The sequence below is a fragment of the Halomonas salinarum genome, assembly GCF_012062845.1.
GTDB classification, from domain to species: domain Bacteria; phylum Pseudomonadota; class Gammaproteobacteria; order Pseudomonadales; family Halomonadaceae; genus Onishia; species Onishia salinarum.
On record NZ_WWNB01000028.1, the window covers coordinates 1 to 12,250 of the forward strand.

Annotated in this window: 12 protein-coding genes; 9 read left to right on the plus strand and 3 right to left on the minus strand. The window is 59.4% G+C overall.

The features are described from left to right. Positions 1-274: 274 nt before the first annotated feature. Positions 275-1,876 (minus strand): cation:proton antiporter family protein, encoded by a 1,602-nt coding sequence (locus HF027_RS14715; RefSeq protein ID WP_209316464.1) that lies wholly within the window; start codon positions 1,874-1,876, stop codon positions 275-277. 159 nt (positions 1,877-2,035) lie between these two features. On the opposite strand from HF027_RS14715, the gene yegS reads away from it, so the two are divergent. The 4 genes from yegS to HF027_RS14735 all read left to right on the plus strand — a co-directional run bounded on the left by yegS (position 2,036) and on the right by HF027_RS14735 (position 4,680). Continuing rightward, the gene (gene yegS, locus HF027_RS14720; protein ID WP_245184873.1) at positions 2,036-2,965 is read left to right on the plus strand and encodes a lipid kinase YegS; all 930 of its coding nucleotides are present in this window, start codon (positions 2,036-2,038) and stop codon (positions 2,963-2,965) included. Positions 2,966-2,987: 22 nt separating this feature from the next. Further along, complete coding sequence (locus HF027_RS14725; RefSeq protein WP_168016927.1) at positions 2,988-3,407, plus strand: VOC family protein; 420 nt, start codon at positions 2,988-2,990, stop codon at positions 3,405-3,407. 44 nt (positions 3,408-3,451) lie between these two features. Then, entirely contained in the window at positions 3,452-3,889 is a 438-nt protein-coding gene (locus HF027_RS14730; protein WP_168016928.1) for a nucleoside deaminase, read from the plus strand. Between the two features lie 68 nt (positions 3,890-3,957). Beyond that, a complete protein-coding gene (locus HF027_RS14735) occupies positions 3,958-4,680 on the plus strand; it encodes a hypothetical protein (RefSeq protein ID WP_168016930.1) in 723 nt (240 codons plus the stop codon). A 217-nt stretch (positions 4,681-4,897) separates the two neighbouring features. On the opposite strand, the gene HF027_RS14740 is transcribed toward HF027_RS14735, so the two are convergent. Continuing rightward, positions 4,898-5,101, minus strand: coding sequence for a cold-shock protein (locus HF027_RS14740; protein WP_043335501.1), 204 nt, complete (start codon positions 5,099-5,101; stop codon positions 4,898-4,900). 253 nt (positions 5,102-5,354) lie between these two features. Between HF027_RS14740 and HF027_RS14745 the strand changes: the two genes are divergently transcribed. The 3 genes from HF027_RS14745 (at position 5,355) to HF027_RS14755 (ending at position 7,431) form a co-directional block, all read left to right on the plus strand. Further along, the gene (locus tag HF027_RS14745; RefSeq protein WP_168016932.1) at positions 5,355-6,194 is read left to right on the plus strand and encodes an isopenicillin N synthase family dioxygenase; all 840 of its coding nucleotides are present in this window, start codon (positions 5,355-5,357) and stop codon (positions 6,192-6,194) included. Positions 6,195-6,286: 92 nt separating this feature from the next. Beyond that, on the plus strand, positions 6,287-6,709 hold the full coding sequence (locus tag HF027_RS14750) for an NINE protein (protein ID WP_209316465.1): 423 nt from the start codon (positions 6,287-6,289) through the stop codon (positions 6,707-6,709). Positions 6,710-6,786: 77 nt separating this feature from the next. Then, positions 6,787-7,431, plus strand: coding sequence for a LysE family translocator (locus tag HF027_RS14755; RefSeq protein ID WP_168016934.1), 645 nt, complete (start codon positions 6,787-6,789; stop codon positions 7,429-7,431). Positions 7,432-7,617: 186 nt separating this feature from the next. Here HF027_RS14755 and HF027_RS14760 read toward each other — a convergent pair whose 3' ends face one another. Then, entirely contained in the window at positions 7,618-9,588 is a 1,971-nt protein-coding gene (locus HF027_RS14760; protein WP_168016936.1) for a transglycosylase SLT domain-containing protein, read from the minus strand. Positions 9,589-9,785: 197 nt separating this feature from the next. Between HF027_RS14760 and HF027_RS14765 the strand changes: the two genes are divergently transcribed. After that, on the plus strand, positions 9,786-10,103 hold the full coding sequence (locus HF027_RS14765) for a YkvA family protein (RefSeq protein WP_168016938.1): 318 nt from the start codon (positions 9,786-9,788) through the stop codon (positions 10,101-10,103). Positions 10,104-10,288: 185 nt separating this feature from the next. Continuing rightward, on the plus strand, positions 10,289-12,193 hold the full coding sequence (gene htpG, locus HF027_RS14770; protein WP_168016940.1) for a molecular chaperone HtpG: 1,905 nt from the start codon (positions 10,289-10,291) through the stop codon (positions 12,191-12,193). Positions 12,194-12,250 lie beyond the last annotated feature (57 nt).

Genomic DNA, 12,250 nt, shown 5'->3' on the forward strand with positions numbered 1-12,250 from the left:
CACGCCAGGATGTCAACGGGAAATGGGCGAGGCCCTTGGTGGAATGCCGGTGCCTCGCACATGAATCAGGCCCTGCCGCGGAGGTGGCTTGAGCAGCAAGGCCTGATCTCGGTACTTGATACGGTAAAAGGGCTTAGCCGTTCTTCATGAACCGCCGTATACCGAACGGTACGTACGGTGGTGTGGGAGGGCGCCGGGGGGAACCCCGGCCCCTACCCGATTTGCGAACTCACGGATCATTGCGAGTAGCGCAGTGCGCCATTATCTGTTTGCGTCAGCCTAGCTGATCGACGTCCGTGACCAAGCCTGCTTCCTTGGCAGCGCTATCAGCCAGTGCTCGGCCAGCCTCATCGTAGATATGATAGACCGCATTGGCACCCAGCGCCTGAATCGGTTTGATCTCGTCAGGGTACTCGACGATAGCGGTGATCTGGCCCTTGAATTCCTCACGGTCGTGGAGTTGCTTGAGAGCAAAGAGGTTACCCGCATGGTGTGGCATGGCCAGCACCACCAGCTTCAGGGTTGGTGACATCATCAGCTTGTCCCAAAAGTCCGAATCCAGCGCGTCACCTTCCAATAGATTGTAGCCCTGTTCTTTGAGTCGCTTCACGCTGTGCGGGTTGCTGTCGATGCCAAGCACAGTGAGACCATATTGTTTCTGCAGCCGTTTGTAGGTGCTTCGTCCTATGCGCCCCATGCCCATTACCACGGCTTCAGCATTCCCAACCTCGATAGAGCGTTCTACTGCGTCTAGCTCGTCGGTCATGCGCGCCGGTAACAGGTTGGAGAAACGGCGATAGAGCGTCTCGCTTGAATTGTTGAGCAGGGAAGAGAGGACGAAGCTGATCGCGACCGACAGTGACATGACTACCAGCCATTTATCGTCAATCCAGCCCTGGCCGGCCGCCAGTGCGCCGACGATTAGCCCGAACTCGGAATAGTTGGCGAGACCCAGCGATGCCAGGACCGAGGTGCGCAGACGCAGGCGAAAGGCCATGAAGATCAGTTGATAGAGCATCGCCTTGAGGGGCACCATGGCGACCAGCAGCAACGCTAGGCCCAGCATTTCTGCATCGGGCATGGCGGTGAGGCCAATGGTCAGGAAGAAGCCGACCAGCAACAGTTCCTTGAGGCTGAACATCGAACGCGCCAGGTTCTGAGCGGCCGGGTGGGGGGCCAGTAGCAGACCCACGATCAGTGCCCCCAGGTCGCCCTTGATGCCGACAGCATCAAAGAGGCCATAACCCAGTACCAGCGCCATCAGCATGCCGCACAACATCTGCATCTCGCCGTGACCCATGCGGTCGAGAAGCTTCTGTAGCAGAGGGGCGGCAGGAATCAATAGCAGCAACAGCAGCGCCCAGGGGCTTGGAAGCGCGCCTGTGGATGCGGTCAGGAACACCACCGCGAAGATGTCCTGCATGATCAGCACACCGATCGCCAGGCGGCCATAGGCGGTCTGGGTTTCGCTGCGTTTGTCCAGCACCTTGATCACAAAGACGGTACTCGAGAATGATAGGGCGAAACCAAGCAGCGCCATCGTCTGCCAGGGCACATCGTCGAGCAGCGCGAAGCCCGCCAGTCCGAACAGGCCCAGTGACGCACCCAGCACCAGGGTCGAGACTATCAGGTGGAACGAGGCACCGGCCCATACCTCGCGGCGCAGCAGAGTGCGGACATCGAGTTTGAGACCAATGGTAAACAAAAGCAGCGTTACGCCAATGTTGGCCAGTGTGCTCAGTAATGGGGTCTCTTCGTAGCCCAGCGCATTGAGTACGAAGCCCCCGGCAAGGAAGCCGACCAGTGGCGGAAGCCTAAGCGCAATGGCGCCAACGCCGCCCAGGAATGCGACCAGCAGGAAAGCCGGCTCGATCATGATGTCTCCTCGTCTGTACGTCCTTGTTCGACCGGGGGGGAATGCTCTTCCCGGTTACGACTGTCGATGTATCATGGTTTCTTATTGGCTGGCGATTGCCAAGCTTTTAGGCTGACCGCGCGTCGCCGACACACGCGCCAACGGTGTAAGATAATAACCATGAATTCTGACTGCTCAATGTTACGCCTGCTGGTAAACGGCAAATCGGCCCAGTCACCAGCCCTGCGCGATGTCGTGGAAGCCACGCGCGAGAAGGGTGCCCGGCTAGAGGTGACGGTCACCTGGGAGGCTGGAGATGCTGTAAGACTTGCGGAACAGGCAGGTAAGGACGGTGTCTCTCGACTTATCGTCGCTGGTGGCGATGGCACCGTCAATGAAGCGGTCAATGGCCTTATGCGATTGTCGCGAGAAGATCGGCCCGCCCTGGGAGTCCTGCCGATGGGTACCGCCAATGATTTGGCGACTGGCTTGGGTATCCCTGATGAGCTGAGCGAGGCGATGGACCTGGCGCTCAATGCGTCCTTGCGTGCGGTGGATGTGCTGAGCGTTGGTGATCATTATTTCCTCAATATGCTGTCGGCAGGCTTTGGCGCCGAGATTACCGCCTCGACACCCAAAACACTCAAGCGCCTGCTTGGTGGTGGTGCCTATTCGCTGATGGGGGCTCTCAAGGCTCGGCGTTTTCATGCCTGTCCGGCCAGGCTCGAGTGGCCGGAAGGTGAGGGGCATCGTGAACTCTTTCTGCTGGCGATTGGCAATGGTGCCCAGGCTGGCGGCGGGCAGCGTCTTAGCCCGCTTGCTCGCCTCGACGATGGGCTGTTGGAGGTGCTGACGGTCAGGCAGTTCTCTTCGCTTTCGGGCATGCGGCAGATGATTGCCGAACTCAAACGGCTGCCGGCGAGCGGAGAGTACGTCGAATACTGGCAGACTGACCAAGTCCGGGTAACGGCTGACCAGCCGTTACCGCTGACCCTGGACGGTGAGCCGCATCGCATGACGCAGCTCGACGTGAGCCTTGAGCATCATGCGATCGACCTGATGGCCCCTAAAACGTGCCAATTGCTTGAAAGTGCTGCACCAAAATCGTGATGACCATCAGGAGCGATGTTCGATGTTGACCCCTTTTCACCTAGCCGTGCAGGTGCGCGATCTCGACGAGGCGCGTGGCTTCTATAGCGATTTATTGGGTTGCCCGCAGGGTCGCTCAAGCGACACCTGGGTTGATTTCAATCTCTTCGGCCATCAGTTTGTCTGTCACCTGAATCCCGACATGGCCCCACAGCACCATCATAATGCGGTAGACGGCCATGGCGTGCCGGTGCCGCATTTTGGTGTGGTTCTCGAGATGAGTGACTGGGAAGCGCTGGTCGATCGCCTTACCGAAGCCGGGGTGCGCTTCGAAATCGAGCCCTATGTGCGCTTTCAGGGTCAACCGGGCGAACAGGCGACCATGTTTTTCTATGATCCCAGCGGGAATGCTCTGGAGTTCAAGGCCTTTCGCGATATCGACGGGCAGTTGTTCGCGACCTGAATGAGCCCGACCACGCCAACGACATAGCCCGAAGGAGATAGACCATGGACGATTTCATGCAGGCGGCGATCGATGAGGCCCGGCTGGGTCTCGAAGAAGGTGGTGTGCCTATTGGTTCGGTGCTTGTGCATCAGGGGCGCATCATCGGTCGCGGCCATAACCAGCGGCAACAACGCGGTAGCGTGGTCCTCCACGGTGAGATGGATGCCCTCGAGAATGCCGGGCGTCAGCCTGCATCGGTATACCGTGAGTCGGTGCTCTACACCACCTTGTCACCCTGCCCGATGTGCAGTGGCGCTATTCTTCTGTACGGCATTCCCAAGGTAGTGATCGGCGAAAATCGCACGTTTCTCGGTGCTGAAGAGGCCTTGCGCCAGGCCAACGTCGAACTCGACGTGCGCGACGATGCCCAGTGCCAAGCATTGATGGATACCTTCATTGCCCGCCACCCCGAGATCTGGGCCGAGGACATAGGCGAATAAGCATGCGCCTTGCGTGCGCCTCAGCGCTTTGCTGGAATGCCCCTACACACGATGCGAGGAAGTTCAAAATGAGAAAGATGCCATACAAGTCCCTGCTGACGGCCCTGGTTCTGAGCCTGGGGTTGGTCGGCTGTGGCAATGGTGAAGATCCTGCGGCAGGCGACCCTGCGGCAGGCGACCCTGCGGCAGGCGACCCTGCGGCAGGCGACTCCACAGCAAGTGGCTCGGCGGCCGGTGATGAAAGCGACGCCGCGCAGAATACCGCCGTGGCTGAGGGCGCTCAGGAAACCCAGGCCGGCGACGTTGAGGCCTCGGATGACGAGATAGCAGCAGATGGCACGACGTCAGGCAGCAGCGCGGAGGGTAGTGCTCAGGGAGGAAATAGTGCTCAGGCGCCTGATGCGACAAGTGATGCAGAGGTTACTGACAGCACAATGAGCGGCGAGGCGACTTTGAGCGATGAGACCATGGATACCGGATCCACCAATCAAGACCCTTTGCTCGACGAGCCCCAGAGCGACCTCAGCCCCGAGATGAGCTATGACACGAGCTCCGACACGGTCTCCGGCGGGCCTAGCGACACCGAACTCGGTGCCATGAGCAACGAGAGCGAAAACCTTGAGGTGGCGCCTGGTGAGACCAGCGAGTCGGAAATTGAGGCTTTCATGGCCGAGAACGAGCGTCGATTTAAGGAGGCACAGCAGGAAATCGATCAGCAGTTCAAGGAGGCGGAGAGCAAGTCGCCAGAAGAGATGCTTGAGAATGTCGAGGGTGAGCTCGATCAGCCGTGAGTGCCGTACCCGCTATTAAAGCGCCCTTAGCGACCTGGAAGCTAGAGCGTTAGCTTGCGTCAAACAAAAAGGTCCACCGAAGTGGACCTTGGGTAGCATCGCTTCTCTCTTCACACAGCGTTTCAACACTGGGTGGAGACAAGCGATGCGTTCCCCTCTGATGCTGTCATCCTTGCAACGTTAGCAACTGGCGAGGGGCGGGCACGTCTTTTTTCGATCAGACGGGCTTGATGTTGGCGGCCTGGAGCCCCTTCTTGCCCTGGGTGACGTCGAAGCTAACTTTCTGTCCATCCTGTAGGGACTTGAAACCCTCGGCCTGAATCTCGGAGAAGTGGGCGAAAAGGTCGTCGCCGCCATCATCCGGAGAGATGAAGCCGAAGCCCTTGGTGTCGTTGAACCACTTGACAGTGCCAGTTGCCATCTTTGATTTCCTTACCTTGCTTAATGATGATGCTGGGCCCGTCGGGCCTGTGCCCGTCGGTAATCCCCTCTATACGTGGGCTAAGCAGTAAAGAAGAACGAGCGGCAAATGATGCAACCATCGATCATCGACAGACACCGTTCGACTTTTCCAGCCACGTAGCGGATAGATGCATCGGCAGCCGAGTTAGGTCAATATAACCCGCGAAGTGGCATGCCTGAATGCCCGCAAAATCACTTTAGATGGAAAAATCATGGCCGTCCAGAACGTCGATTTCACTGCCGCCGACGCTCCTCAACGCTTCGTTGCTTCGCTGCGAGAGACAGGGTTCGGGGTGCTGCGCAATCATCCGATTTCCGCCGAGTTGGTGGAATCCATCTATCGGCAGTGGCAGGAGTTTTTTGCAGGGGAGTCCAAGCATGATTTTCGCTTCGATCCTGAGCGCCAGGATGGCTATTTTCCGCCCGAGGTATCAGAGACGGCCAAGGGCCGGACGGTCAGGGACCTGAAAGAGTATTACCACGTTTATCCGTGGGGCCGAATGCCCGAGTCCCTCGCGGAGGACATCATGGAGTACTATCGTCGCGCCGAAGCGCTGGCGGCGACGCTTCTCGGCTGGATCGAGGCCGAGACACCGCCTGAGGTGGCGAAATGCTATCAGGAGCCGTTGTCGCACATGATTGCCGAGAGCAGCCAGACCCTGCTGCGCGTCCTGCACTATCCGCCCTTGGCGGGCGAGGAAATTCCCGGTGCGGTGCGCGCTGCTGCTCACGAGGATATTAATTTGATCACCGTGTTGCCGGCGGCCAATGAGCCCGGGCTCGAGGTGAAGACCCGCGAGGGGCAGTGGCTGGAAGTGCCTTGTGACCCAGGGCAGCTGATCATCAATGTCGGCGATATGCTCCAGGAGGCCTCGGGAGGGTATTTCCCTTCGACTTCCCATCGGGTGGTTAACCCGAGCGGCCCCTCGCGTTTTCAGTCGCGCCTGTCGTTACCGTTATTTCTGCACCCGCGGCCGGAGGTCGTATTGTCCAAGCGTCATACCGCTGACAGCTATCTCAAGGAACGCCTGCGTGAACTAGGCGTCATCTAAGCACACGGATGATGAAACGCTGTCCGCCAAGCGCGAATTCATCACGACCCGACATGACCATCTTCTGACATATTCCCGATGAGGTACCCGATATGGCAACAATGAGCAGTGCGCCTAGCGATACACACAGCAAACTGATCGGCTACCTGCTGTGGATCTTCGGCTTTCTTGGCGCCCATCGCTTCTATTATGGAAAACCGGTAACCGGCACCATCTGGTTCTTTACGCTGGGGCTGCTGGGTATCGGTTGGCTGATCGATCTATTCCTCATTCCGGCCATGGATAGGGATGCCGATTTTCGTTATCAGGCGGGCCCGGTCAATTACTCGCTCGCCTGGGTGTTACTGACCTTCCTTGGGGTTTTCGGCTTGCACCGTTTTTACATGGGTAAGTTCCTGACCGGTATTCTGTACCTGCTGACGGGCGGACTCTTTCTGATAGGTGTGCTCTATGACTTCTGGACGCTCAACGACCAGATCTCGATGAAGCATGCCAAGCGCGGCATTTTCAATTGATCCACGGCCGGGTATGCCCCGGCCGTCGTCTGTCGCCCTGACGGGGCGAATCTGTATGGCAAGGAGCCCGGTCCCTCATGTTCTTCGATGCGCAGTTCTGGCCCTTTCTCATTGCCATTACTCTGCTGACGTTGAGTCCGGGCGTCGATACGCTGCTGGTGATCCGCAACACCACGCGAGGGGGCCTGCGCGACGGTGTGTTAACCAGCCTGGCTATCTGTAGTGGACTCTTCGTGCATGCCGCTGTCTCGGCGCTCGGCATCTCGGTCATCCTGTTGCAATCGGCCCATGCCTTCTCGGCGCTCAAGCTTATAGGTGCGGCCTATCTGATATGGCTTGGCGTGCAGAGCCTGGCGAGCGCCAGGCGGGGCACACCATTGCCCATAGCGGGTTGTGAGGTCGAGCGTCAGGCGGTATCGCGCTGGGTGCCGCTTCGTGAGGGCTTTCTGTCCAATGTACTCAACCCAAAGACGGTGGTGTTCTACATGGCCTTCCTGCCCCAGTTTATCGCGCCGGGCGATCCAGCATTGGCCAAGTCGCTGTGGCTTGCCGGCGTGCACTTTCTGATCGCCAACCTATGGCAGATTGGCATTGCGGTGATGCTGGGCAAGGCCGGCCAGTGGTTGGCGCGACGCGCCGTGTCGAGAACGTTGGACGGCGCCACCGGGGTGGTGATGATCGCCTTTGGCCTCAAGCTCGCGCTGTCTCAGCGCCCTGTGTGAATGTCTTAACTGTGAGTGTCTTAACGCCTTGCCGTAATGTTGCCTTGTCGGGTCTGGCAATCACCTGGCACTCGTGACCGCTGTCCCCACGCTTGAAGGTCATCCCCATACACCACGGGCCCGCAAAGCGGGCCCGTGGTGTATGGGCTTTTCTCAATGACTTGCCACACGTTCGCGGCAAGCGCGCTATTGCCTGGCGAGCAGGGACCTATCGTATCGCGCGTTTCGCTCGGCCGGGGTCAATAGCGCTACATTCTGCGTTTCGCCGCCCTGTGCGAGACTTTCGAAAATGACCCGGTAAGCCATCACCGCCTGGACGTATTGGCGGGTCTCGTGGAAGGGGATGCTCTCCACAAAAAGATCGAACTCTCGCGGGGCATCCTTTAGCCAGCGGTCGACGCGCGTCGGACCGGCGTTATAGGCAGCGGTAGCGGCCAGTCGATTGCCCCGGTAACGCGCGATCATATCCTTGATGTAGCGGCTGCCCAGGCGAATATTGGTCTCCGGTTTCAGCACACCATAGAGACCCGGGTCATCGAGCCCCAACTGCTGACTCACCTGGCGTGCGGTAGCCGGCATCAATTGCATCAGGCCGCGGGCGCCGGCCGGGGAGACCACTGTCGGGTTGTAGGCGCTCTCACGGCGGGCAATGGCCATCAGCAAGTAGGGATCGACGCCGCGCTGGTTTCCCCAGTGCAGAAAATCATCGCGATAGGCTTCGGGGAAACGCCAATCCAGGGCATCCCATAGGCCGGCGACAATCGTGGTCTGCACCGCCCGTGCATGCCAGCCACGGTAAGCGGCGTAGTCGGCCAGTGCCTTGGCCTTGTCATCGTCGGCACGGCCGGCGGCGGCGTACCACTCGCTACTGGCAAGCCCGGGCTCGCCGATGCGAATCAGGGCCTCGGCGCGCTGTACGACGGGCCATTGTGCAATACGCTCACGATACGCATCGTTATAGCTGACTCGCTCGAGGTTCAGCGCGTAGGGGGTGTCTAGCCTGTCTGCGGCAGCGAAACCGAAGAAGCTGCGGTCGCTGGCGGCGGCGCGAAATGCCTCGGCGGCCCCGCTGGAGTTGCCTAGCTGCTCAAGTGCGCGGCCCACCCAGTATTGCCAGCGCGCCTCGCGGCGGGGTTCGTCCGGTAGGCGATGGACCCAGTCTATGACTCCTGACCAGTCACGTTCGGCAAGCGCGGTGCGCACTCTGAGCTCCAGCAAGTCGGTGTCCTGGAACTCGGGCAGCGTGGCATCCACCCATCCCCGGTTATTGGCAACGTCTCTGACCAGTGAATAAAACATCAGGTCGTGTTCGATATCTCGTCTCGCAGCGGCACCGAGGTCAAGGTGGGGGCCTATCTTGCGCCAGGCCTCCAGAGCCGCCTCGGTGTCTGCACGAGTGAAGCCGTGCATGGCGGCGGCATAGAGGGCGCTGGTGCCCTGCCCATTGGGGCCGATACGCGTGGGCACCTGAGTAATCGCCGCATAATCCTGTTGCAAGCGCTCAAGTGCATCGAGACCTGGTTGCCAGCTACTGCCTAACTGGCGGCCAAGATAACTTACCATGCCGGTCTCGCCTTTCTGCCAGGCGAGTGTCAGGCGCTCCCAGGTCTCTAGGGCGCCAATCTCGCCACGCTCGCGAAGCTCGCGAAACAATGGATCACAGGCCTCCGGCTGGGAGTGGCCGACGCGCCACAATGCGAGTCCGCCGGCGGCGGCTTCCTGGGGGCGGGTATCGAGCAGGGCGGTATAGTAATAACAGCGGCGCTGTGTACCGTAGGGCTCGCCGTTGCTGATCTCGCGCAGGCTCTCAAAGCGACCGGCCTTGCCATAACGGCTGATCGCCTCGCCGCGCATCCAGTCGGCCAGCGGCGAGTCATCATGGCGAGCGATGAAGCGCTCGACATGGGACGGCGGTGCATCCGGCAGGCGGGTCAGCAGGCGGTGGTAGTCCACATAGCCTTCGAGTACATGACCGTCGATGGCTGCCTGATCGATACGCGAAAATTCTTGTGCCCGGGCGGCTGCCAGTGCCGCCTGCATGGCATTATCCTTGGCCTGGTCGGCCTTGGCAGTGTCAACGGACAGACCCAGAGGCAGGCTGAGCGCCAGGCTTGCCAGCAGTGCCGGCCAGTGCCGAAAGGGTAGAGTGCGTCGCATTTGGGGTCTCCAGAGTCGTGCCACTACGCCATCATCACCTATGTAGGGTCCTTTGAGTAGTGTCGCCAGCGCCTGACAGATCAGGCGGCAGGCAAAACGGCGAGCAGTTTACACAAGAGGAGTACAATCGCGGTGTTGAGTCGGCATTCGCGTGAAAAATGCCGCAAAAGCAACCGGGCGGATCGGGGGAGAGCAACATGGCAGGATCACCATCAGGAGGCAAGGGGTGGTTGAGTCGACGCAGTCGATCATTTGCGCGTATTGGTCGCGCCCTGGGCACCTTTGTTCCCATGCTCGGCGATGTGCTCAAGGGGCGTTATCGGCCGGTACCGTGGCGGGCGATTGGCTGTATGGCCGCAGCCGTCGTCTACTTGCTGTCACCTCTGGACCTGATTCCCGACGTTTTCCTCTTTCTGGGGCTGGCTGACGATGCACTGATCGTCGGCTGGTTGCTGTCGCGGGTGGACCGTTATCTAGCGCCGTATCATGCCTGGCGTGAAGGGCGAGAAGAATGACACGGGGCCTGATGGGCCCTTGATGTACTAGGTTGCGTCTGCATGTAACCAGGCGATTTCACTCCGCTGATTCAAAAGACTTGAAAAGCCTGTTCAGGGCCCCATATCCCGATCACGTCACCTGATAGTGGCGCGTTGCCTCTGGTAACCGCCCCCAATGCTGAGATCGATGAGGGACTCGTTACATGTCTACCGTCACCCATGAAGAAACTCTGGGCTTCCAGACCGAAGTTAAGCAGCTGTTGAATCTGATGATTCACTCCCTGTATTCCAACCGGGAGATCTTCCTGCGTGAGATGATTTCCAACGCTGCCGATGCCTGCGACAAGCTGCGTTATCAGGCGCTGGATAACGACGCGCTTTACGAGGGTGATAGCGATCTGCGGGTCGAAATCGAGCATGATGCCGAGGCGGGAACCGTCACCGTTCGTGACAACGGCATTGGCATGAGCCGTGAAGACGTGATCCAGAATCTTGGCACCATCGCCAAGAGCGGTACGGCTGATTTTCTCCAGCAACTCTCCGGCGAGCAACAGAAAGACGCGCGGCTGATCGGTCAGTTTGGTGTCGGTTTCTATTCCGGTTTCATCGTTGCCGACGAAGTCACCGTGCGCACGCGCCGTGCCGACCTGCCCAAGGATGCCGGTGTCGAGTGGCGCTCCAAGGGCGAGGGTGAGTTCACCATCGCCGACATCGACCGCGAGTTGCGCGGCACGGAGATCGTGCTCCATCTCAAGGAAGACGCACAGGAATACGCCGACGATACTCGCCTCAAGAGTCTGGTGCGCAAGTACTCCGACCACATCGAAGTGCCGGTGCGCATGCCCAAGACCGAGACCGCCAAGGATGATGAAGGCAACGAGATAGAAGGCAGTGAAGTCGAGATCTGGGAGACCGTCAACGAGGCGACCGCGTTGTGGGTGCGCCCGAAGGCTGAGATCAGCGATGACGAGTACAAGGAATTCTACAAGCACGTCTCTCATGACTTCAGTGATCCACTGACCTGGAGCCATAACCGCGTCGAGGGCAAGCTTGATTACATCAGCCTGCTCTACGTGCCGAGCCGTGCGCCCTTTGATCTTTACGAGCGAGACGGTGCCCGCGGCCTGAAGCTCTATGTGCAGCGCGTCTTCATCATGGACGACGCCGAGCAGTTCTTGCCGCTTTATATGCGCTTCATCAAGGGTGTGGTGGACTCCAAGGATCTGTCGCTGAACGTGTCTCGCGAGCTCCTGCAGCAGGATCCGCAGGTCGACAAGATGAAGGCAGCACTGACCAAACGCGGCCTGGACATGCTCAAGAAGCTGGCCAAGGACGATGAGCAGTACCAGACCTTCTGGAACAACTTCGGCACCGTGCTCAAAGAAGGCCCTGCCGAAGATTATGCCAACCGCGACAAGATCGCTGGTTTGCTGCGCTTCGCCTCGACGCACACCGACAGTTCTACCCAGGATCAGTCACTGGCCGCCTATGTCGAGCGCATGAAGGAAGGCCAGCAGAAGATCTATTACATCGTCGCCGACAGCTTCAATGCGGCCAAGCACAGCCCGCATCTCGAGATCTTCCGCAAGAAGGGCATCGAGGTACTCCTGCTGTCCGACCGTATCGATGAGTGGCTGATGAGCCACCTCACCGAGTTCGATGGCAAGTCCATGGTCGACGTCGCCAAGGGCGAGCTTGATCTGGGCGAGATCGAGGACGAGGAAGAGAAGAAAGCACAGGAAGAGACAGCCAAGTCCAAGGAAGACCTGGTCAAGCGCGTCAAGGAAGCGCTGGGTGATGACGTTCAGGAGGTCAAGGTGACACACCGCCTGACCGACTCGCCGGCCTGTGTTGTGCTGCCTGAGCACGAGATGGGCTTCCAGATGCGCCGCATCATGGAGGCTGCCGGTCAGCCGATGCCTGAGGTCAAGCCGATCCTTGAGCTCAACCCAGACCACGCACTGGTGGGTCGCTTGGAAAGCGCCGATAGTGCGTCCTTTGGCGACTTGTCGCGCATCCTGCTCGACCAGGCGATCATCGCCGAGGGAGGTCACCTTGATGACCCGGCCGCGTACGTCAAACGACTCAACGCGTTGCTGATGGCGTGAAAGCCATGAGGTGAGAGCGCTCACCGACATCGTCGATGAGTGACCGCCAACCCTGCC

Coding starts and splice junctions, on each gene's coding strand:
- HF027_RS14730 (WP_168016928.1), top strand. CDS start 3,452: ATGGACGATTTCATGCAGGCGGCGATCGATGAGGCCCGGCTGGGTCTC.
- HF027_RS14755 (WP_168016934.1), top strand. CDS start 6,787: ATGTTCTTCGATGCGCAGTTCTGGCCCTTTCTCATTGCCATTACTCTG.
- htpG (WP_168016940.1), top strand. CDS start 10,289: ATGTCTACCGTCACCCATGAAGAAACTCTGGGCTTCCAGACCGAAGTT.
- HF027_RS14715 (WP_209316464.1), bottom strand. CDS start 1,876: ATGATCGAGCCGGCTTTCCTGCTGGTCGCATTCCTGGGCGGCGTTGGC.
- HF027_RS14750 (WP_209316465.1), top strand. CDS start 6,287: ATGGCAACAATGAGCAGTGCGCCTAGCGATACACACAGCAAACTGATC.
- HF027_RS14760 (WP_168016936.1), bottom strand. CDS start 9,588: ATGCGACGCACTCTACCCTTTCGGCACTGGCCGGCACTGCTGGCAAGC.
- HF027_RS14765 (WP_168016938.1), top strand. CDS start 9,786: ATGGCAGGATCACCATCAGGAGGCAAGGGGTGGTTGAGTCGACGCAGT.
- HF027_RS14725 (WP_168016927.1), top strand. CDS start 2,988: ATGTTGACCCCTTTTCACCTAGCCGTGCAGGTGCGCGATCTCGACGAG.
- HF027_RS14740 (WP_043335501.1), bottom strand. CDS start 5,101: ATGGCAACTGGCACTGTCAAGTGGTTCAACGACACCAAGGGCTTCGGC.
- HF027_RS14735 (WP_168016930.1), top strand. CDS start 3,958: ATGAGAAAGATGCCATACAAGTCCCTGCTGACGGCCCTGGTTCTGAGC.
- yegS (WP_245184873.1), top strand. CDS start 2,036: ATGAATTCTGACTGCTCAATGTTACGCCTGCTGGTAAACGGCAAATCG.
- HF027_RS14745 (WP_168016932.1), top strand. CDS start 5,355: ATGGCCGTCCAGAACGTCGATTTCACTGCCGCCGACGCTCCTCAACGC.